Annotated in this window: 13 protein-coding genes; 9 read left to right on the forward strand and 4 right to left on the reverse strand. The window is 73.3% G+C overall.

Annotation, left to right across the window (positions count from 1 at the left end; genetic code table 11):
- Positions 1 to 15: 15 nt before the first annotated feature.
- The 3 genes from AB0M99_RS12860 to AB0M99_RS12870 form a co-directional block, all read right to left on the reverse strand.
- Positions 16 to 981 carry a hypothetical protein gene (locus tag AB0M99_RS12860; RefSeq protein WP_365919480.1) on the reverse strand — a complete coding sequence of 322 codons (966 nt, stop codon included), beginning with the start codon at positions 979 to 981 and terminating at the stop codon, positions 16 to 18.
- Between the two features lie 110 nt (positions 982 to 1,091).
- Positions 1,092 to 1,568 carry a hypothetical protein gene (locus AB0M99_RS12865; RefSeq protein ID WP_365919482.1) on the reverse strand — a complete coding sequence of 159 codons (477 nt, stop codon included), beginning with the start codon at positions 1,566 to 1,568 and terminating at the stop codon, positions 1,092 to 1,094.
- Between the two features lie 116 nt (positions 1,569 to 1,684).
- A complete protein-coding gene (locus AB0M99_RS12870; protein ID WP_365919484.1) occupies positions 1,685 to 2,914 on the reverse strand; it encodes a nucleotide sugar dehydrogenase in 1,230 nt (409 codons plus the stop codon).
- A gap of 253 nt (positions 2,915 to 3,167) precedes the next feature.
- Between AB0M99_RS12870 and AB0M99_RS12875 the strand changes: the two genes are divergently transcribed.
- The 7 genes from AB0M99_RS12875 to AB0M99_RS12905 all read left to right on the forward strand — a co-directional run bounded on the left by AB0M99_RS12875 (position 3,168) and on the right by AB0M99_RS12905 (position 18,317).
- Entirely contained in the window at positions 3,168 to 4,874 is a 1,707-nt protein-coding gene (locus AB0M99_RS12875; protein WP_365919486.1) for a glycerol-3-phosphate dehydrogenase/oxidase, read from the forward strand.
- A 1,047-nt stretch (positions 4,875 to 5,921) separates the two neighbouring features.
- Positions 5,922 to 7,919 (forward strand): serine/threonine-protein kinase, encoded by a 1,998-nt coding sequence (locus AB0M99_RS12880; RefSeq protein ID WP_365919548.1) that lies wholly within the window; start codon positions 5,922 to 5,924, stop codon positions 7,917 to 7,919.
- A gap of 97 nt (positions 7,920 to 8,016) precedes the next feature.
- Positions 8,017 to 11,091 carry a hypothetical protein gene (locus AB0M99_RS12885; RefSeq protein ID WP_365919488.1) on the forward strand — a complete coding sequence of 1,025 codons (3,075 nt, stop codon included), beginning with the start codon at positions 8,017 to 8,019 and terminating at the stop codon, positions 11,089 to 11,091.
- Between the two features lie 125 nt (positions 11,092 to 11,216).
- Positions 11,217 to 12,845, forward strand: a complete 1,629-nt coding sequence (locus AB0M99_RS12890) for a serine/threonine-protein kinase (RefSeq protein WP_365919490.1) — start codon at positions 11,217 to 11,219, stop codon at positions 12,843 to 12,845.
- A gap of 179 nt (positions 12,846 to 13,024) precedes the next feature.
- Positions 13,025 to 14,653: a succinic semialdehyde dehydrogenase gene (locus AB0M99_RS12895; RefSeq protein ID WP_365919492.1), complete on the forward strand. Its 1,629-nt coding sequence runs from the start codon at positions 13,025 to 13,027 to the stop codon at positions 14,651 to 14,653.
- A 36-nt stretch (positions 14,654 to 14,689) separates the two neighbouring features.
- On the forward strand, positions 14,690 to 16,510 hold the full coding sequence (locus AB0M99_RS12900; protein ID WP_365919494.1) for a GMC family oxidoreductase: 1,821 nt from the start codon (positions 14,690 to 14,692) through the stop codon (positions 16,508 to 16,510).
- Positions 16,511 to 16,676: 166 nt separating this feature from the next.
- Positions 16,677 to 18,317 (forward strand): peptidase, encoded by a 1,641-nt coding sequence (locus AB0M99_RS12905; protein ID WP_365919496.1) that lies wholly within the window; start codon positions 16,677 to 16,679, stop codon positions 18,315 to 18,317.
- 298 nt (positions 18,318 to 18,615) lie between these two features.
- On the opposite strand, the gene AB0M99_RS12910 is transcribed toward AB0M99_RS12905, so the two are convergent.
- Entirely contained in the window at positions 18,616 to 18,879 is a 264-nt protein-coding gene (locus AB0M99_RS12910) for a chorismate mutase (protein WP_365919498.1), read from the reverse strand.
- A gap of 296 nt (positions 18,880 to 19,175) precedes the next feature.
- Between AB0M99_RS12910 and guaA the strand changes: the two genes are divergently transcribed.
- Both guaA and AB0M99_RS12920 read left to right on the forward strand, forming a co-directional pair.
- Positions 19,176 to 20,762: a glutamine-hydrolyzing GMP synthase gene (gene guaA / locus AB0M99_RS12915; protein WP_365919500.1), complete on the forward strand. Its 1,587-nt coding sequence runs from the start codon at positions 19,176 to 19,178 to the stop codon at positions 20,760 to 20,762.
- Between the two features lie 125 nt (positions 20,763 to 20,887).
- On the forward strand, positions 20,888 to 21,655 hold the full coding sequence (locus AB0M99_RS12920) for a class II aldolase/adducin family protein (RefSeq protein ID WP_365919502.1): 768 nt from the start codon (positions 20,888 to 20,890) through the stop codon (positions 21,653 to 21,655).
- Positions 21,656 to 21,690 lie beyond the last annotated feature (35 nt).

Genomic DNA, 21,690 nt, shown 5'->3' on the forward strand with positions numbered 1-21,690 from the left:
GGGACTCCTCAGCCCTCAGCCCTTGGCCAGTGCGGTCTTGCGGTGGCGGACGAACGCGGCCTCGTGGTCGTTGTCGAGGTAGCCCCACGGGAACTCGCAGGCGCGGTCGCCCAGGGCGCGGAAGTGCGGGGCGGCCTCGGCGGGCCGGCCGGCGGCGCTGTGCACGGCCGCGAAGGCGTTGTGCGCGCCGACGTACGCGTACGCGTCGGTACGGGCGGCGGGGTGCAGTGCGGAGCCCGCGGCGGCGGCGAGCAGCCGCTCGTGGTTCTCCGGGGCGCGCAGATACGTTTCCGCGGTGCGCTTGCCCTCGCCTTCCACCAGGGACAGGTACTGCTCCATCTGCGCGACGGCGACCAGCGCGCCGTTCGGGGCGCCCGCCGGCGCGGCCTTCGCGCACTCCTCGGCGAAGCCGTGCGCGGCCTCCCAGGTGCCGCCCCACTTGGGGCACAGCTGCTGGAGGAGCTGCTGCTGGCCGGCGTAGTGGTGGGGGTGGTGCTCGGCGAGCCGGTCGTAGCGGCGTCGGGTCTCGCTCAGGCCCAGCTGGAGGCCGCGCGAGGTGATCGTGCGCAAGTACCAGGCGAGCGCGTACTCGGGATGCTCGGCGCAGACCTCGATGAGCAGCCCCTCGGCACGCCGCAGGTATCCGTGGAACTCCTCGAACTGCCGCTGCGAGACGTGCTGGGCCTGGTAGTCGGAGCGGATCTCCCAGCCGATGTGGATCAGCCGGTCGGCGAGCAGGGTCCGGTCGAGCGGGTCGAGGGGATCACCGCCCACGATCTGCCGCAGGAAGAGTTCGGATCCGCTCCGCCCGGCGACGACCCGGCAGGCGACGGCCCGGTCGTCCTCGTCGGGGAGCGCCTCGAAGACGGCGGCGAGCGCGTCCCGGTCCTTGAGCCGGACGGCGTCGCGGAGGGCGGCGAGGGCGGGGATGCGGTCGGCGGGTTCGAACACGGGCCGGCCGAGCGGGGGATGAGCGGACACGCGCGGATCATATGGCCGGCGGCTCTGCCGCCAAAAGGGGTTTCGGCCGCCTTGTCGATCACGATCGTGCCTGCTCAGAGCCCCTTCGGGCCTATTGCGGCGAAGTGCGCTCAGGCTGCGGTCTTGCGGGCCGTCTGGAAGGCCGCGTAGCCGCCGATGGCGAGGAAGACGTAGGTGAGCGGGTCCGAGTCTTCCTTCCAGGCGTCGAAGAGCAGCGAGAGACCGAGGTCCAGCACGTCGAGGGTGCTCACGCCCAGCTCGTCCGCGCCGATCATGGCGATGCCGAGGATCTGGCCCGCGAGGACGGCGACCAGGGAGAGCAGGGCGCTGAGGACCGGCAGGACCGGGTTGCGGCCGCCGAGCTTGCCCGCGGCGAAGCCGACGAGGAAGCCCACGCCGACGGCGGCGTAGCCGACCTGGTACTTGGTCCCGCCGATGATCGCGCCGTAGATGCCGGCGGTGACCAGGGCCGCGACGACGGCGGCGACGATGCCGAGGCCGATGTTGCCGGTCGCGGACGGGGCCGCGACCGGGGCGGGGGCCTCGGTGAAGGAGTCGGGCGCGGGCGGCTGGAAGTTCTGGCTCATGGGAAATCCCCCCCAGGGATTCGGGCGCACGTATGCCCGTAGGTCATAAGTGCTGGATAAGTGACGCCGCAGGCTAGCAGCCGTGCCGGACATCCACAGGGGGGATTTCCCGGCCGTCAGAGCCGGTGGGCCGCGCCCACGGGGCTGGCGCCGCGGGTGTCGAGCAGCAACTGGGCCTTCACGGCGAGGCCTTGGAGGTCGTACGTGCGGTGGTGCTGGAGCAGGATCGTCAGGTCGGCGTTGGCGGCGGCCTCGTACAGCGATTCGGCGCGGGGGACGGGCCGGTCCCTGACGCGCCATCCGGCGATGAAGGGGTCGTGGTAGCTGACCAGGGCTCCCAGATCGAGCAGGCGGCTGGCGATCTCGCGCGCCGGGGAGCCCTCCTGATCGGCGAGATCGGGCTTGTAGGTGACCCCGAGCAGCAGGACCCGGGCCCCGCGGGCGGATTTGCCGTGCTCGTTGAGGAGGGTGGCGGAGCGCTGGATGACGTACTGCGGCATCCGGTCGTTGATCTCCTGGGCCAGGCCGACCATGCGCAGGGGGTGGCCCGGGGTGCGTGTGGTGTGGGGGAGGTAGTTGGGGTCGAGGGGGACGCCGTGGCCCCCGACCCCGGGGCCGGGGCGGAAGGCCTGGAACCCGTACGGCTTGGTCTCGGCGCAGCGGATGACGTCCCACAGGTCCACGCCGAGGTCGTGGCAGAGGACGGCCATCTCGTTCATCAGGGCGATGTTGACGTGCCGGTAGTTCGTTTCGAGCAGCTGTACGGTCTCGGCCTCGCGCAGGCCGCGGGCGCGGACCACCTTCTCGGTGAGGCGGGCGTAGAAGGCGTGCGCCGACTCGGTGCACGCGGGGGTGAGGCCGCCGATGACCTTGGGGGTGTTGGAGATCCCGTGCGTACGGTTGCCCGGGTCGAGGCGGCTGGGGGAGTAGGCCAGGTGGAAGTCCCGGCCGGCGCGCAGCCCGGAGCCGCTTTCGAGGACGGGCCGCAGGTAGTCCTCGGTGACCCCCGGATGGGCGGCGGATTCGAGGATGACGGTGGTGTGCGGGCGCAGCCGGGCGGCGAGCGTGCGGCCGGCCTCGCCGACCGCGGAGAGGTCGAGCGCGCGGTCGGCGCCGAGCTGGGTCGGGGCGCAGATGACGGCGGTGCGGACCCGGCCGAGTTCGGCGGGGTTGGTGGTGATCCGGAAGCCGGCCGCCGACATGCGGCGGATCTCGGCGGCGGTGAGGGTGGAGTCCGTGGCCGGACCGCTGTCGTAGCCGACCGTCTCGATCCCGGCGGCAACGGCTGCCTGGGCGAGCGGGAGACCGAGATGGCCGAGTCCGATGACGGCGAGATCTGCGGGCATGGGGGTGCCGTCCCTTCCCTTCCCTGACATGCACGAGGGGGCGGTGCGCGCAAGTCCTGTGGATGACTGGAGCTGGCGCAATGTCAGACTAGGCGTATATATGACAGATATGTCGCATTACGGGGCGGTGGCCACCCTTGTGTTGTCCACAGGCGGTGGCTGATGTCCGTGCGGCCGGTCAGAATCATGAACGGGTGATGTGAGCGGGATCACCCGCATCGGGCGGGAACATCCGCAGCAACGGGAGGCAGCCGTGAGGACAGCGACACTGGGGCCGGCGCAGCGGTCGGAGGCGCTCGCCGCGATGGCCGAGCGGGAACTGGACGTGCTCGTGGTCGGCGCGGGCGTGGTGGGCGCCGGCACCGCGCTCGACGCCGTGACCAGAGGCCTCGCGACGGGACTGGTGGAGGCGCGGGACTGGGCCTCGGGCACCTCCAGCCGCTCCAGCAAGCTGATCCACGGCGGGCTGCGCTATCTGGAGATGCTCGACTTCGCTCTGGTGCGCGAGGCCCTGAAGGAGCGCGGCCTGCTGCTGGAGCGGCTCGCCCCGCACCTGGTGAAGCCCGTCCCCTTCCTCTACCCGCTCCAGCACAAGGGCTGGGAGCGCTTCTACGCCGGCTCGGGCGTCGCGCTGTACGACGCGATGTCGGTGTCCAGTGGCCACGGGCGGGGGCTGCCGACGCACCGGCACCTGTCGCGGGGGCGGGCGCTGCGGATCGCGCCGGCGCTGCGCAAGGACGCGCTGGTGGGCGCCCTGCAGTACTACGACGCCCAGATGGACGACGCGCGGTACGTCGCGACCCTGGTCCGGACGGCCGCGGCGTACGGCGCGCACTGCGCCAACCGGGCGAGGGTGGTCGGCTTCCTGCGCGAGGGCGAGCGGGTGGTCGGAGCCCGGGTGCAGGACGTCGAGGGCGGTGGTGAGTACGAGATCCGCGCGAAGCAGGTGGTGAATGCGACCGGGGTGTGGACGGACGACACCCAGGCGCTGATCGGGGAGCGCGGGCAGTTCCACGTGCGGGCATCCAAGGGCATCCACCTGGTCGTGCCGAAGGACCGGATCCATTCGAGCACCGGGCTGATCCTGCGGACCGAGAAGTCGGTGCTCTTCGTCATCCCGTGGGGCCGGCACTGGATCATCGGCACCACCGACACCGACTGGGACCTGGACAAGGCCCACCCGGCGGCGTCGAGCGCGGACATCGACTACCTGCTGGAGCACGTGAACTCGGTGCTGGCGGTGCCGCTGACGCGGGACGACGTCCAGGGGGTGTACGCGGGCCTGCGGCCACTGCTGGCCGGGGAGTCGGACGCGACGAGCAAGCTCTCGCGCGAGCACACGGTGGCGCACCCGGTGCCGGGGCTGGTGGTGGTCGCGGGCGGCAAGTACACGACGTACCGCGTCATGGCCAAGGACGCGGTGGACGAGGCGGTGCACGGGCTGGACCAGCGGGTGGCGGCCTGCGTGACGGAGGACGTGCCGCTGGTGGGAGCGGAGGGGTACCGGGCGCTGTGGAACGGGCGGGCGAGGATCGCGGCGCGGACCGGGCTCCATGTGGTGCGGGTGGAGCACCTGTTGAACCGGTTCGGGTCACTGACGGAGGAGCTGCTGGACCTGATCGCGCAGGATCCGGGGCTGGCCGAGCCGCTGACGGGCGCGGACGACTACCTGCGGGCCGAGGTGGTGTACGCGGCCTCGCACGAGGGCGCGCGGCACCTGGACGACGTGCTGACGCGGCGGACGCGGATCTCGATCGAGACCTTCGACCGCGGGACGCGGTCGGCGCGGGAGTGCGCGGAGTTGATGGCGCCGGTGCTGGGATGGGACAAGCAGCAGATCGAGAAGGAAGTGGAGCACTACGAGAAGAGGGTGCAGGCGGAGAGGGAATCGCAGCGCCAGCCGGACGACCAGACGGCGGACGCGGCGCGCTTGGGGGCCCCTGACATCGTTCCGTTGTAACTCCGCGATGCGGAAGGCGGAACCGTCGGACCCGGGGCTCCCGTCCGTTGCGGAGTGAGGGACAATGAGGGTTCTGCCGGGGCGGGTTACCGCGCGGGTTCTGCCGGGTCTGCCGGAGCTGCCGGGGCAGCGCGGGAGCCGGAGCAGGCGGCACGATCGCAGAGGGGACGCATGTCGAAGCCGGAGCACACCGAGTCGCCTGCCGAGTCGCCTGCGGCGAAGCAGGTCCGGGCGAAGCCTGGGTCGGCGGCGCCGGAGTCGTCCGAGTCGCCCGCGGAGTCGCCCGCGGCGGCGGGGCCGGGAGACACGAAGGCCGCCGCCGCTGCTACGAGCGCGCCCGCGGGCTTGCCCGCACCGCGCAAGCCGGTGGCGGCGGAGCCGCAGGACGCGAAGCCGGTGGTGGCACCTGCCGGTGCGCCTGCGGCGAAGCCTGAGGGTGCGAAGCCTGCCGGGGTGGCTGCGGCGAAGCCTGAGGGTGCGAAGCCTGCCGGTGCGCCTGCGGCGAAGCCTGAGGGTGCGAAGCCTGCCGGGGTGGCTGCGGCGAAGCCTGAGGGTGCGAAGCCTGCCGGGGTGGCTGCGGCGAAGCCTGAGGGTGCGAAGCCTGCCGGGGTGCCTGCGGCGAAGGCCGACCCGGGGAAGCCCGTGGGGGCCTCGACGTCGGCTGCGGCGGCGAAGCCTGAGGGTGCGAAGCCTGAGGCGGCGCCTGCCGGCACGCCGGTGGTGGCGGAGCCCGAGGACGCCGTGCCTGCGGCCAAGGCCGACTTGGCGAAGCCCGCGGCGGCGCCTGCTGCGAAGCCGGCCGGGGTGCCTGTGGCGAAGCCCGCGGCGGCCAAGCCGGTCGTGGCGGAGCCCGAGGACGCGGTGCCTGCGGCCAAGGCCGATCTGGCGAAGCCTGCGGCGGCGAAGTCGCCTGCGGTGGCAGAGCCGGAGGATGCGAAGCCTGCGGCCAAGCCGGCAGCCGTGCCGTCGGCGCGCAAGCCCGCGGCGGCGGCCGAGCCGACTGCGGTGAAGGCCGGGACGAACCCCGTCGTGGAGAAGGCCGACGCGGTGGCGGCAGCCGTAAAGGCGGCCGCGGCCAAGGCCGCCGAGGGCGGCAAGGACGAGGGCCGACTGCTCGCGCGGCGGTACCGGCTGCGCGAAGTGCTCGGCAAGGGCGGCATGGGCACGGTGTGGCGTGCCGAGGACGAGATGCTCGGCCGTACCGTCGCCGTCAAGGAACTCCGCTTCCACTCCGGCGTCGACGAGGACGAGAAGCGCCGGCTCATCACCCGTACCCTCCGCGAGGCCAAGGCCATTGCCCGGATCCGGAGCGGAGGCGCCGTCACCGTCTACGACGTCGTCGACGAGGACGGCCGGCCGTGGATCGTCATGGAGCTCATCGAGGGCCCCTCGCTCGCCGAGTTCATACGCGAGCAGGGTCCGCTGACCCCGCGCCGCGCCGCCGAGGTCGGCCTCGCCGTCCTCGACGTACTGCGCGCCGCGCACGGCCAGGGCATCCTGCACCGCGACGTGAAGCCCTCCAACGTACTCATCGCCGACCACGGCAACGGCCGCGTCATCCTCACCGACTTCGGCATCGCCCAGGTCGAGGGCGACCCCTCCGTCACCTCCACCGGCATGCTCGTCGGCGCCCCCTCGTACATCTCCCCCGAGCGCGCCCGCGGCCAGAAGCCCGGCCCGCCCGCGGACATGTGGTCCCTCGGCGGGCTGCTGTACGCGGCCGTCGAGGGCGTGCCCCCGTACGACAAGGGCTCCGCCCTCGCCACCCTCACCGCCGTGATGACCGAGCCGGTGGACCCGCCCAAGAACGCCGGTCCGCTGACCGAGGTCATCTACGGCCTGCTCGCCAAGGACCCCGCCCACCGCCTCGACGACGGCCGCGCGCGGGCCATGCTCGCTGCCGTCATCGACGCGCCGGAGGAGCCGGCTCCGGTGCCGACCCCGGCCGCCGAGGAGACCCGGCAGATATCGCTCGCCGAGGCCAACGAGGCCGCGGAGAAGGCCGCTGCCGAAAAGGCCGCGAAGGCGGCCGAGCGGGCGGCCGAGAAGGCCGAGAAGAAGGAGCGCGACCGCCGTGAGCGCGAGCAGCGCGAACGGGCGCGCGCGGCGCTGAAGTCGGCCCGCAAGGCGGCCGCGGCCGCTGCGGCGACGGCGGCCGCCGCCACGGCGGCCGAGGCCCCGACCTCGCGGCCCTCGCCCACCCCGGCGCCGCTCACCGACGTCATGCAGCGCCGGACCATCGCACTGGCGATAGCCGGGGTCATCGTCGTGCTCGCCGTGATCGGCTCGCTCATCGCGTACGCGGTCGGCGGCGACGACGAGGACGGCAAGAAGGACGGCAAGGGCAGCAAGAACCCGACCGCGGCCGGCACCCCTTCGCCGGGCGGCCCCGCGAAGACGCCCGAGGCCAACGGCGCCTCGGGCGGCGGCGGCACGCCGAGCCAGGGGCAGACGCCGAGCGGCAACCCGAGCCAGGACCAGGGCCAGAGCCAGGGTCAGGGGCAGGGACAGAGCCAGGGGCAGGGCCAGACCCCGGGCCAGGGCAGCCAGGGTCAGGGCGCGACGCCCGGGGGCCCCGGGGCGGGCCTCCCGCCGGGGTACGCCGTCGTGACGGACCCCGGGTTCCACTTCTCGATGGCGATGCCCGAGGGCTTCAAGCCGGGGGACATAGTCGGGGAGAACTCCGGCCGGATATACAACCGCGATGGCGGCTTCCCGCGCATCCAGGTCGACTACAACCCCAAGCCCGGCGACGACGCCCGCAAGGCGTGGGCCGAGCTGGCCCCGTCCACGGCGGGGAGCAGCAAGAACTACCACCAGATCCGGATCGACGTGGTGGACTACCGGGGCTACCCGACCGTCGCCGACTGGGAGTTCGAGCGGGACCAGAAGGGCCTCAGGATCCGCGTGCTCAACCGCGGGTTCAAGATCGACGCCACGCACGGCTACGCCATCATGATGAGCTGCGTCGCCGACCAGTGGGACGGCCCGGAGTGCACGCAGATGCGCAACACGGCCTTCCAGACCTTCCAGCCCCTGGCCTGACGCGAGCCTTGCCAGGCCCGGGACGCGGGCGGCCCCGGCGACGTATCGTGGCAGCGGGGCCCATGGGGGAACACCCACCGCACTCGGGGGAGGCGAAGTGGACGACTATGCGGGCCGGATCCTGGCCGAGCGCTACCGTCTGCCGCTCCCGCCGTCGGACGAGTACGAGCTGGTCGAGACCCGGGCCTTCGACACGCGCAGCGGACAGGAAGTCCTGGTACGGCAGGTGCCGTTGCCGGAAGTCGTGGACGCGGAGCTGCTGGACGGGACGCGCGGGCCGGTCGCCGGGCGGCGCCCGGCGGGGGAACTGCCGGCCGTGCGGCGGGCCATCGCCGCGGCGCAGGCGGCCGCGTCCGTGCCGGACCATCCGAGGCTGGACCAGGTCTTCGACGTGTTCGCCGAGGGCGGGTCGCTGTGGATAGTGAGCGAACTGGTCCCGGCCAGGCCGCTGGCTGCGCTGATCGCCGATGAACCGCTGAGCCCGTACCGCGCGGCGGAAGTGGCGTCGGACGTGCTGACCGCACTGCGGGTGCTGCACGCGCACGGCTGGACGCACCGGAACATCACGATGCGGACGGTACTGATCTGCGAGGACGGGCGGGTCGTCCTGACCGGCCTGGCCGCGGGCGCCGCGGAGGAAGCCCTGTGCGGGTACGACCCGGTCCCGCTCACGCCGGGCGACGAACCGGTCTGGAGCCGTGGCTACGCCGTCGACCCGACCCCGACCGGCTTCGCCGCGGGTACGGAGCAGCCGCGCGGGCCGGGTCCCGGCGCGGGTTCGGCCGGGCCGCAGTCGCCCCGGGCTGTTGAACGCGGGGCGGGCCCCGACGGGTTGCCCGGAACCTCCGGCGGTGGTGCGGGGTCGCCCAGGGCTCCGGGCGGCTTCGCCATGGGTACGGAGCAGCCGCGCGGGCCGGGTCCCGGCGCGGGTTCGGCCGGGCCGGGAGATGAGTGGCGGCCAGGCGCGGGACCGGCCGCCTCCGGCGGTGGCGCGGGGCCGGCCGGGCAGGGGTTGCCCGGGGCCGTTGAACGCGGGGCGGGGCCTGGCGGGTTGCCCGGCGCGGGACCGGTCGCCTCCGGCGGTGGTGCGGAGTTGGCCGCGGGGGTGCGGCGCGGTGAGGGACCCGACGGGGGGCCCGGCCCGGCGAGCGGCGGTGCCGGGGCGGGCTACGCGCCGCTCGTGGCCCCGGGGTACGACACCGGGCCGCGGTACAGCGACCACATCACCCCCGGGAGCGCAGGGGGCCGGCCCGAACTGAGGGCCGCCGCACGGGCCGGGGCCATCGCCGCGTACCGGGCCGGGGCGCAGGCCGCCGCCCGCATCGCCGAGCAGCGCAAGGGCGAGCCGGAGCCGGGGTCCGGGACCGAACCCGGGCTCGAACCCGGGCCCGAACCGCGCCCCGAGGGGTCGAACCTCCCGCAGGGGTACTCGTACCCGTACGGCGGCCCGGCGACGGGCACGAGCTGGCACGGCGCCACGCCGCGCCGCCGGCCCGCCCCGGAGCTCCCGCAGGGCCGGCCTCCGGCGCCGGGCGAGATCCCGCCCCGCCCCGCGCTGCCCGCGCAGCTAGCCCTCCCGCAGGGCTACCGACAGGCGGACCCCCCGCCCCCGGCCCTCCCGGACCCAGCCCCCGGCGACGGCCTTGACCGTGGTGCCGGCCCCGGCGTCGGCCCGGGCACCGACCACGCAAACCCCGGCGAGCCGGGCCACGGCCCCGGCGCGGGGGAGGCCTTCGGCACGGGCCTGGGCCCCGGCGACGGCGCCAGCACCACCCTCGGCACCGGCCCCGACAACCCGGGCTACGGCCCCGGCGCGGGCTCCGGCTACGGCTCCGCCGCGGGACCCGGCCCCGCCGCGGGACCCGGCCCCGCCGCGGGACCCGGCCCCGCCGTGGGACCCGGCTCCGCAGCGGGCTCCGGCTACGGCTCCGCCGCGGGACCCGGCCCCGCCGGAGGGGGCGGGTGGGGTGGGGGGCCGCGGAGTGGGCTGGATGCCGAGCGGGCGCGGCAGACGCGCATGGCCGTCGTCGGGGCCGTCACCGAGCGGTGGGCGCCCGAGCAGGCCGGCCCGGTCCACGGGCACTGGCAACTGGCCGCGCCCGTCGGGCCCGCCACCGACCTCTGGGCGCTCGGCGCGCTGCTGTACCGGGCCGTGCAGGGCCACGCCCCGTACCCCGAGGACAGCGTCGCCGAGCTCGTGGAGATGGTCTGCGCGGAGCCCCCGGCCTTCGCCGAGGAGTGCGGGCCCCTGCGCCCGGTCGTGGAGTCGCTGCTGCGCCAGGACCCCACCGAGCGGCCCGACTTCGAGGAGCTCCGCGGCTGGCTGCGCTCCCTCGTGCGCTCCGCCCCCGAACCCGACGGCGGCGGCTTCGGCATGCTCCCGATGCCGGAGCCGGATCCCGCCCGGCTGCCCGTCGTACGGCGCCGCGGCGACCTGCACGGCCGGCACCGCAACCCCGCCGCCCCCAGGAAGCCCCGCGCCCTCGGGCGGAGCCTGCTCGTCGGCATCCTGGCGCTCCTCGCCGGGGCCGTGGCCTACGCGATGTTCTTCATGCCCCGCGCAGCGGACCAGGAGCCGGACGCCAAGGCGCCCGCGCAGCAGAGCCGGCAGCCCCAGCAGACCCCGCCGCCGGGCAAGAGCCCGGCCCAGACCCCCACCCCCACCCCGTCGGCGAGCCCGCCCGAGTCGCGGCCCGCGCCCCAGACCAACGCCCCGGCCCCGGCCGGCTACACCACCCAGCAGGACGCCGAGCACTTCGAGATCGTCGTCCCCAACGGCTGGGAGCGCCGCGGCGTGAACGAGTCCGGCCAGGTGCGGTACACCGACGGGGACTTCGCCCTGACCGTCGTTCCGGGCCGGGACAAGGTCGAGGGGGCCAACCCCGACCCGGCGACCTACCAGAAGGACAAGGAGCCGGAGCTGGCCCCGTACCGCTCCTCCACCTGGTCCAGCGTCAGCGACATCCGGTCCACGAAGGTGGGCAACCAGCTCCGCGTCACCGGCCGGTACACCTGGATCGACGGCAACGGCCGCTCCGTCGTGGCCCGCAATTTCGTCGTCGCGCTCGGCGGCACCTATCACGTGGTCCTCGTCACCGGCCCGCAGGACCAGGAAGGCAAGGTCACCGAGGTCTTCGAGAAGGCCACGGCGAGTTACAAGTCGGGCGGATGAACCCCTGCTGACGGGGGATCAGTACGGCAATTGCGTCACAGTGCTGTCTCACCACCCCCGCGTGGTTCCGGCAGCACCCGAGCGCTCCGTAATCTGGCCCGAAGTGCACAGAGCGGCGGGGATTCGTGGAACAGCAGACAGGTGCGGGTGCGGTGCTCGCGGGCCGGTACCGGCTCGTGGAGCCCATCGGCCGCGGCGGCATGGGCAGGGTGTGGCGCGCGCATGACGAGCTGCTGCACAGGACCGTCGCCGTCAAGGAACTGACAGCGGGTCTGTACGTCGCCCAGGCCGACCGGGACGTCATGCACGCCCGGACGCAGAAGGAAGCCCGGGCCGCGGCCCGGATCCAGCACCCGGCCGTCGTCACCGTCCACGACGTGCTGGAGCACGACGACCGGCCGTGGATCGTCATGGAGTACATCGACGGCCCCTCCCTCGCGGACGCGGCCAAGGCGGCCGGCCGGATCGAGCCCCGCGAGGCGGCCCGGATCGGGCTCCACGTGCTGGGCGCGCTGCGGGCCGCGCACGCGGTCGGCGTGCTGCACCGGGACGTGAAGCCCGGCAACGTGCTGCTGGCCAAGGACGGCCGGGTGCTGCTCACGGACTTCGGGATCGCCGCGATCGAGGGCGACTCCTCCATCACGCGCACCGGCGAACTCGTCGGCTCCATCGACTACCTGGCCCCCGAGCGGGTCACCGGCGGGGCCCCGGACCCGGCGTCCGACCTGTGGTCGCTCGGCGCGACGCTGTACACGGCCGTCGAGGCCCGCTCGCCGTTCCGCCGCACCTCGCCCATCTCCAGCCTGCAGGCCGTCGTCAACGACGAACCGCCGGCCCTGCGCCAGTCCGGTGCGCTGGGCCCGGTCATCACGGCCCTGCTGCGCAAGGACCCGGCCGAGCGGCCGTCGGCCGTGGAGGCCGAGCGGATGCTGCTGGAGGCGATGGAGGGCCGGGAGCCGAGGTCGGCCCAGGCGTACGTCCCGACGCGCGCGGTCGCGCCGGAGGAGCTGGCCCCCGCCCGGCCGCAGCAGGCGTCGCAGCAGCAGGCCGCCCCGGCGGAGGAGTACACGCCGACGGCCGCCCTGCGGGAGTCGGCCCCGCCCGTGAACGCGAAGCCCGGCCGGGGCCGGATCAAGCGCGCCGCGGCGGTCGCCCTGGTGGCGGCGCTGCTCGGCGGCGGCGGTGTGTTCGGGGTGCTGAAGTACACCGACCGCACGGACGGCGCGAAGGACGGCGACCGGACCACGGTCGGTGCCTCCGGCGAGCCCGGTGAGCCCGGTGACGGCAAGAACGACGAGGCCGAGACGGTTCCGGCGGGCTTCACCGAGGTCACCGATCCCGAGGGCTTCACGCTGTTCGTCCCGGACGGCTGGAGGCGGGAGGTGGAGGGCAACCAGATCGACTACACCGGGGACGACGGCAAGCACTTCATCCGGATCGCGGCGGGCAAGCCGGCCTTCGAGAACCCGTACATGCACCTGCTCGACCTGGAGAAGCAGGTGCGCCTGCGGGCGGAGTACAAGCGGCTGAAGCTGAAGCCGAACACCTTCCGGGACCAGACGAAGGCCGCCATGTGGGACTTCACGTGGACCGAGAAGGGGACCCATGCCGGGCCCCGCCGGGCCATCGAGCAGGCGTACGTCGCGCCGAACGGGATCGAGTACGCCATCTACATGGCGGGCCCGGTCGCCGACTGGACGACGACGCGCGCCCAGTTCGACACGGTGCTCAGCGGCTGGCAGCCCGCCGGGTAGCACGGGCGGGGGCGGAGGCGGGGGCACCGGCGGAGGTGCTGACGGAAGCACCGGCGGAGGCGCCGGCCGGGCACCCATCGGGGCTTTCCCGTCATCCTGCCAGCGATCACTGGCGGAAATGGCAAAATCCGGTTACCCACGGGTACCCAAAGCTCCGCGGGCGGAATACGCTCACCGCCATGACGGACTCGCAGGCCCCGGCCCCCCTCCGCACCGCTCCGCAGCCCACCAACCCGGTCGCCGCCGCCCCGGCCGGTGCCCGCACCGCAGCCGACGTGGTGACCCCCGAACTGGTCACCCGGCTGACCCGCGGAGTGATCGGCTCCGGCCGAACCGCCAACCACACCCCCTTCACCGGGGACAAGCTGGCGGACCTCCCCGAGGCCACCGCCGAGGACGTGGCCGCCGCCTTCGAGAAGGCCCGCGCCGCGCAGCCCGCCTGGGCCGCCCTGTCCGTGCGCGCACGGGCCGCCGTACTGCTCCGCTTCCACGACCTGGTCCTGGAGCGGCAGGCCGAGGTGCTCGACCTGATCCAGCTGGAGACCGGCAAGGCCCGCCTGCACGCCCACGAAGAGGTCCAGGCCGTCGCCATCGCCGCGCGCCACTACGGCCGCAAGGCGGCGTCGTACCTGCGCCCCAAGGGCCACACCGGTGCCATGCCCACCCTGACCAAGGTCACCGAGCTGCGCCAGCCGCGCGGGGTCGTCGGCCAGATCGCGCCCTGGAACTACCCGCTGGAGCTGTCGGTCGGCGACGCCCTGCCCGCCTTCGTCTCCGGCAACGCGCTGGTCATGAAGCCCGACACCGAGACCGCGCTCACCGCGCTGTGGGCCCGTGACCTGCTGATCGAGGCCGGGCTGCCCGCCGAGGTGTTCCAGATCGTGCTCGGCGAGGGCCCGGTCGTCGGCCCCGAGGTGGTCCGGCACGCCGACTACGTCTCCTTCACCGGCTCCACGCGCACCGGCCGCGAGGTCGCCCAGGGCGCCGCCGCCCGCCTGGTCGGGGTCTCCCTCGAACTCGGCGGCAAGAACGCCATGCTCGTGCTGCGCGACGCCGACATCGAGAAGGCCGCCGCGGGCGCCGTCCGCGCCTGCTTCTCCTCCGCCGGCCAGCTCTGCATATCCATAGAGCGGCTGTACGTGCACGCCTCGGTCGCCGATGAGTTCGTCGCCCGGTTCGCCGCCCGTACGAAGGCCATGCGCCTCGGCGCCTCGCTGGCCTACGGAGCGGACATGGGCTCCCTCGTCGGCGAGCGCCAGCTGGAGACCGTGCAGCGGCACGTGGACGAGGCCGTCGCCAAGGGCGCCACCCTCGTCGCGGGCGGCACCGCCCGCCCCGACATCGGCCCGCTCTTCTACGAGCCCACCATCCTCGACGGCGTCGAGACCCCGATGGCGGTGTGCGGGGAGGAGACCTTCGGCCCGGTCGTCTCCATCTACCGCTTCACCGACGAGGACGAGGCCGTCGCCCAGGCCAACGCGACCTCGTACGGCCTGAACTCCAGCGTGTGGACGAAGGACGCCCGCCGCGGCCACGCCGTCGCCGCCCGCCTGCGCACCGGGACCGTCAACATCAACGAGGGCTACGCCCCGGCCTACGGCAGCGCCCAGGCGCCCATGGGCGGCATGAAGGACTCCGGCCTCGGCCGCCGCCACGGCTCCGAGGGCATCCTCAAGTACACCGAGGCCCAGACCGTCGCCCACCAGCGGCTGCTGCCGATGGGCCCCTCGCTGGGGATGGACGACGAGAAGTACGCGGCGTTCATGACCCGCAGCCTCAAGGTCATGAAGGCCCTCCGCCTGCGCTAACACCTGTCGGGTACCGCCGCCTAGGAGGCACAAGCAGTGTCGTACGACCATGACTACGACTACGACGTGATCGTCATCGGATCGGGCTTCGGAGGGTCGGTCTCGGCACTGCGGCTGACCGAGAAGGGGTACCGGGTCGGCGTCCTCGAGGCGGGGCGCCGGTTCACCCGCGAAAGCCTGCCGCGCAACAGCTGGGACATCCGCAACTACCTGTGGGCCCCTGCCCTCGGGCTGTACGGGATCCAGCGGATCCACCTGCTCGGCAACGTGATGGTGCTCGCGGGCGCCGGCGTGGGCGGCGGCTCGCTCAACTACGCCAACACGCTGTACGTGCCGCCCACCGCCTTCTTCGAGGACCGGCAGTGGGCGTCCATCACCGACTGGCACGCGGAGCTCGCCCCGTACTACGAACAGGCCAAGCGGATGCTCGGCGTCCGGCTCAATCCGACGATGACCCCCTCCGACGTCCACCTCAAGGCGGCCGCCGAGAAGATGGGCGTCGCGGACTCCTTCCACATGGCCCCGGTCGGCGTCTTCTTCGGAGACGGACAGGACGCCGAAGGCGGCAGTGGCGCACGCCCCGGCGAGGAGGTCGCCGACCCGTACTTCGGCGGCGCCGGCCCCTCCCGCAAGGCCTGCACCGAGTGCGGCGAGTGCATGACCGGGTGCCGGCACGGCGCGAAGAACACCCTGAACGAGAACTACCTGCACCTCGCGGAGCGCGCGGGCGCCGTCATCCACCCCATGACCACCGTCACCGCGATCTCCGAGCACCCCGAGGGCGGACACCGCATCCGCACCGTCCCCACCGACGGCCGCCGCAAGGGGAAGGCGAAGGTGCTGCGCGCCCGCCACGTCGTGGTCGCGGCGGGCACGTACGGCACCCAGACCCTGCTGCACACGATGAAGGACCGCGGCGAGCTCCCGCACCTCTCGGACCGGCTCGGCGACCTGACCCGGACCAACTCCGAGGGCCTGGTCGGCGCGCAGACCGACGACCGCCGCTACCGTAAGCGCCGCGGCGCGGGCCCCGGCGCGGAGCAGCGCGCCGACTTCACCCGGGGCGTGGCGATCACCTCCTCCGTGCACCCGAACGCCGACACCCACATCGAGCCCGTCCGCTACGGCAGGGGCTCCAACGCGATGGGGTTCCTGACGGTCCTCCAGGTCCCGTACGGCAAGCACCGGGTACGGGCCTGGCTCGGCCGGACCGTCCGCCACCCGGTCCAGCTGGCACGCTCGCTGTCGAACCGGCGCTGGTCGGAGCGGACCATCATCGGCCTGGTCATGCAGTCGCTGGACAACTCCCTGACGACCTACCGCAAGCCCCGCGGCCTCGGCAAGGGCCTCCTCACCGCCCGCCAGGGCCACGGAGCGCCGAATCCGGTGCAGATCGCCGAGGCCACGCAGGCGGCGACCCTGCTGGCGGAGGAGATCAACGGCTTCCCGGGCAGCAACGTGGGCGAGCTGATGGGTACCCCGCTGACCGCGCACTTCCTCGGGGGCTGCCCGATCGGCGCCTCGCCCGCGGAGGGCGTGGTGGACCCGTACCACCGGCTCTACGGGCACCCGGGCATCTCGGTGGTGGACGGCTCGGCGGTCTCGGCGAACCTCGGGGTCAACCCGTCGCTGACGATCACCGCGCAGGCGGAGCGGGCGATGTCGTTCTGGCCGAACCTGGGCGAGCGGGACCCGCGGCCGGAGCAGGGCGAGGCGTACACCCGCCTGGCGGCGGTGGAGCCGGTCCGTCCGGCGGTGCCCGAGGAGGCGTTCGGTGCGCTGCGCCTGCCGTTCCTCGCGGTGCCCGAGCTGCCGCCGCGGCGCGCCCACCCGACCGAACCGGAACCGGCCGGATGACACCGGTGGGTACCGCGCTCCCCCTCCGAGCGCGGTACCCACCGGGGTACATAGGTGACAGATGTTCAACCCTGATGGTTGTACCGGAATCCGGGAGCGGAGACTGTGGTGTCCGTCACACAGTGAGCGGCGCAACTGAGCCGGACCTCCGAAGGTCAACGGGGGCATGAGAAAGCGCATCTCCCTGCTGGCGTCGGCCGGCCTGGTGGCCGTGGGGCTGGCCGCCGCTCCCGCGAACGCCGCGGACCCCGTCCTCACCCTCACCAGCCCGGACCGGATCGGGCTCCGCCCCCATCCCGGGCAGGGCGGCGAGGCACAGAAGACCTCCGTCGACTTCCGGGTCAACAACGGGACCGGGACGGTCTTCGACCGCGAGAGCACTTTCACCATCGACCTGAGCGGGCTCAAGGGCGTCGCCGACGTCGCGCTCGCGAAGGACCAGGCCGACTCCTGCACGCTCACCGCGACCAGCGTGACCTGCAAGAGGTACGCGGTCTGGACGCACGACAGCGGGATCGTGGCGCTGGACCTCAGCGCTGCCAAGGACAGCAAGACCGGTACGACCGTCGACCTGACCATGACCGGCAGGGCAGAGGGCGCCACCTTCAAGGCCGCCACCACCAAGGTCAAGGTCGGAGGCCCCGACCTGGTGCTGGAGGAGGCCCGCCTCAAGAGGGAGATGAACCCGGGCGGCACCCAGCCGCTGCCGGTCGTCTTCGGCAACGCGGGCACGGAGTCCGTCCAGGGCGTGGCGCTGGAGCTGAACACCACGCACGGCATCGGCCTCGTCGAGAAGTACGACAACTGCGTCTACAGCGAGGACAACGCCCCCGGCCAGTCCTGGAACATGGGCTGGGGCAAGACGGTCTGCACGCTCGACGGAGAGTTCGAGCCGGGCGCGCTTTACGAGGTCGGCCGGCTGACCCTGAGGGCCGCCCCGCACGGCTTCATCGACGGGATGACCTACGCGGTGCGCGAGGCCGGCGCCCAGTCGAAGACCCCGCAGAAGCTGACCAAGCCCAGTACGGGCAAGAAGCTGGAGTTCAAGCAGCGCCCGGCCAAGACCGCCCTGGGCTCGGGCGACCTGGACCCGTGGAACAACTACCACGAGTTCGACTTCACGGTGAAGAACTCCGCCGACCTGGTCGCCGCCGCCGCCTCCGTCAAGGGCAGGGCGGGGGAGACGGTCAAGGCCGAGCTCGGCTTCCGGAACAACGGCCCGGCGTGGGTCGCGTACATCCGCTCGGGTGAGGACGTCGCCCGGACGGACATCGTGATCCCGGTCGGCGCGAAGGTCACCAAGGCTCCGGAGCAGTGCCGCGGCGTCACGGCCGACGGCAAGTACCGCGAGGAGAACCTGGGCGCCCCGCGCTACGTCTGCTCGACGACGCACATCATCGGGGAGAAGCAGAAGTTCGCCTATCCCTTCGAGCTGAAGATCGAGAAGGTCGTGGCGGGCGCCACCGGCTCCGTCTCGGTCGGCGGCTGGTGGAGCGAGAGCGGCGCCCCGACCCCGCAGGACTGGGACCCGGACCACGCGAACAACAAGGCCGCCTTCGTGATCAACGCGAAGGACGGCGGCACCGGGCCGGCCCCGTCCGCCTCCACGGGCACCGCCGCCCCGGCCCCGGGCGCCACCGCCACCGCGTCGGCCGCGCCGTCCGCGGGCAACGCCGCCGAGCCGAACGGTGGCCTGGCGTCCACCGGCAGCACCGCCGGCCCGGTCGCGGCCGGTGGCGCGGCGCTCGTCGCCGCCGGCGGCCTGCTGTTCCTGGTGTTCCGCCGGCGGGCCGCGGGTCGCGCGTAACGGCGCAGGACGCAGCGGGCACGACGCAGTGCGCAGGACCGCAGCGCAAGAAGAACGGCCGGCCCGGGGCGTCCCCCGGGCCGGCCGTCTTCTTTTACGGGGTGACCGGCCTGCTGTCCCCTGCCGTCCGGTCACGCGTCGGAGCGAGGTCCCACGACGCACGCTCCACGGGGCGTACGTCTCATCGCTCCGGCGGAGCCACGCGTGGTGTTGCGATCCCGCCCCTGGATGGCGCGGACACCCTCACCAACGAAGGCCCGCAGGGGCGGTCACGGTCCGGACGAGTGACGAACGCCCGTCAGACGCGGCCCCGGCACAGCTCCAGCAGGGTCATGGCCAGGGTGGTGCCGGGCTTGCCGAGGGCATCGCTCCAATGGGAGAGCACCTCCATCTCGCGCGACAGGTGCACCCGGCGGCCGCCGGAGGCGATCCGGGCCTCCTGGATGACCGTCGACACGGCCATGCGCTCCTGGATCAGGCCGATGATCCGGTCGTCGAGGGCGTCGATGCGCGTGCGGGAGTCGGCGATCAGCTGCTCGGGGGTGGTGGTGATCGTGTTCATGGTCGGTCTCCTGTCGGGTGGGGCCCGCAGGTCCGGGGAACGCCAGAGCGCCCCGGTCCTGTCGGACCGGGGCGCTCTGGGAAGTCAGCGGCTCAAGCGAGCATCACGATGACCCATGGCGACCGGACCGGCCGGTGCCATAGGTAAAGAGGAAGCTCAGCTGCTTGCGCATGGGACGGATTATTATCTTCCGTACCGCTCCGGGCCAAGCCGGTTCGGATGGTGAGACGAAGAGGTATGTAGGTCCCCCGTTAGAATCGACAAAACAGCCACCTCTTCCGCCGGAAGGCCGCCCCGTGCCAGAAGCACCCTCCGCCGCCCACGACAGCGCCCCGGACACGGTTCTCGTCGTCGACTTCGGCGCCCAGTACGCCCAGCTCATCGCCCGCCGCGTCCGCGAGGCACGGGTCTACAGCGAGATCGTGCCGAGCTCGATGCCCGTCGACGAGATGCTGGCCAAGAACCCCAAGGCGATCATCCTCTCCGGCGGTCCGTCCTCCGTGTACGAGGCGGGCGCCCCGCAGCTCGACCGCGCCCTGTTCGAGGCCGGGATCCCGGTCTTCGGCATGTGCTACGGCTTCCAGCTGATGGCGGTCACCCTCGGCGGCACCGTCGACAACACCGGCGCCCGCGAGTACGGCCGCACCCCGCTGGCCGTCTCCAAGGCCGGCTCCACCCTCTTCGAGGGCACCCCCGAGCACCAGTCGGTGTGGATGTCCCACGGAGACGCCTGCTCCGCCGCCCCCGAGGGCTTCACCGTCACCGCGTCGACCAACGTCGTCCCGGTCGCGGCCTTCGAGAACGACGAGAAGAAGCTGTACGGCGTGCAGTACCACCCCGAGGTGATGCACTCCACGCACGGCCAGCAGATCCTGGAGCACTTCCTCTACCGCGGCGCCGGCCTGGCCCCCACCTGGACCACCGGCAACATCGTCGAGGAGCAGATCGCGGCCATCCGCGAGCAGGTCGGCGACAAGCGCGCCATCTGCGGCCTCTCCGGCGGCGTGGACTCGGCCGTCGCCGCGGCCCTGGTCCAGAAGGCCATCGGCTCGCAGCTGACCTGCGTCTACGTCGACCACGGCCTGATGCGCAAGGGCGAGACCGAGCAGGTCGAGAAGGACTTCGTCGCCGCGACCGGCGTGCAGCTCAAGGTCGTCGACGCGCAGGAGCGCTTCCTGAACGCGCTGGCCGGGGTCTCCGACCCGGAGACCAAGCGCAAGATCATCGGCCGCGAGTTCATCCGCGTGTTCGAGCAGGCGCAGCTGGAGATCCTCCAGGAGGACGGCCCCGCGGTCGCCTTCCTCGTGCAGGGCACCCTGTACCCGGACGTCGTCGAGTCCGGCGGCGGCACCGGCACCGCCAACATCAAGTCCCACCACAACGTGGGCGGGCTCCCCGACGACATCGAGTTCGAGCTCGTCGAGCCGCTGCGCCAGCTGTTCAAGGACGAGGTCCGGATGGTCGGCCAGGAGCTCGGCCTGCCCGACGAGATCGTCCAGCGCCAGCCCTTCCCGGGCCCCGGCCTCGGCATCCGCATCGTCGGCGAGGTCACCAAGGAGCGCCTGGACCTGCTCCGCGAGGCCGACGCCATCGCCCGCCACGAGCTCACCGCGGCCGGCCTGGACCGCGAGATCTGGCAGTGCCCGGTCGTCCTGCTCGCGGACGTCCGCAGCGTCGGCGTCCAGGGCGACGGCCGCACCTACGGCCACCCGATCGTGCTGCGCCCCGTCTCGTCCGAGGACGCGATGACCGCGGACTGGACGCGCATGCCGTACGAGGTCCTCGCGCGGATCTCCACCCGCATCACCAACGAGGTGCCGGACGTGAACCGCGTGGTCCTGGACTGCACGAGCAAGCCCCCGGGCACCATCGAGTGGGAGTAGTCCCCACCGGCTCCACCCGTGCGTGAAACGAAGCCGCCGGCCCCCCGGGGACCGGCGGCTTCGCCGTTCCTCTGGCCACTTGGCGGGTGCGCAGGTACCTTGCGCCGCGACCCGGAGGAGGCCCCATGCCGTACCAGCCCGCACCCGCGCCCGAACCCGTGCCCGTGGAGCGGCTGGGGTTCGAGATGCCGCCCGTGCACGCGGACCCGGCCGACGAGCGCGCGCACCGCAAGGAGCGGCTCGCCGGGGCGCTGCGGCTGCTGGGACGGCTCGGGTACGAGGACGGGGTGGCGGGGCACGTCACCGCACGGGACCCGGAGTTCGAGGACTGCTACTGGGTGAACCCGTTCGGGCGGGCCTTCGCCGGGCTGACCCCGGACGACCTGCTGCTGGTCGACGGCGAGGGCCGGGTGGTGCGGGGCGGGCGCAGGGTCAACCAGCTGGCCTTCGCCGTGCACGCGGCCGTCCACCGGGAGCGGCCCGACGTGGTCGCCGTGGTCCGCACGCAGGCCCCGTACGGCAGGGCGCTGGCGGCCCTCGGCGAGCTGCTGGCGCCGATCACCCAGGAGGCCTGCGCCTTCTACGAGGACAACGCGCTGCTGGACGAGTACGTGGGGGACGGCCCCGCCGACGCCGCCCGGATCGGGCGCGCGATCGGCCCGTACAAGGCGCTGATCCTGCGCAACCGGGGGCTGCTGACGGTCGGCGGCTCGGTGGACGCCGCCACCTGGTGGTTCGTCGCGGCGGAGCGGGCGGCGCAGGTGCAGCTCATCGCGCGGGCGGCAGGGAAGCCGGTGACGATCGACCACCGGGCCGCGGTCGCCGCGCGCGAGCGGTTCGGGTCCGATCTGGCCGCCTGGGTGAGCTACCAGCCCCTGAGCCAAACGCGGTGACGCAGCCGGTGGCGTCAACATCATGAACGGTTAAT

The sequence above is a fragment of the Streptomyces sp. NPDC051183 genome, assembly GCF_040682455.1.
In the GTDB taxonomy this organism is placed as follows: Bacteria; Actinomycetota; Actinomycetes; order Streptomycetales; family Streptomycetaceae; genus Streptomyces.

Coding starts and splice junctions, on each gene's coding strand:
- AB0M99_RS12905 (WP_365919496.1), top strand. CDS start 16,677: ATGAGAAAGCGCATCTCCCTGCTGGCGTCGGCCGGCCTGGTGGCCGTG.
- AB0M99_RS12920 (WP_365919502.1), top strand. CDS start 20,888: ATGCCGTACCAGCCCGCACCCGCGCCCGAACCCGTGCCCGTGGAGCGG.
- AB0M99_RS12865 (WP_365919482.1), bottom strand. CDS start 1,568: ATGAGCCAGAACTTCCAGCCGCCCGCGCCCGACTCCTTCACCGAGGCC.
- AB0M99_RS12895 (WP_365919492.1), top strand. CDS start 13,025: ATGACGGACTCGCAGGCCCCGGCCCCCCTCCGCACCGCTCCGCAGCCC.
- AB0M99_RS12870 (WP_365919484.1), bottom strand. CDS start 2,914: ATGCCCGCAGATCTCGCCGTCATCGGACTCGGCCATCTCGGTCTCCCG.
- AB0M99_RS12910 (WP_365919498.1), bottom strand. CDS start 18,879: ATGAACACGATCACCACCACCCCCGAGCAGCTGATCGCCGACTCCCGC.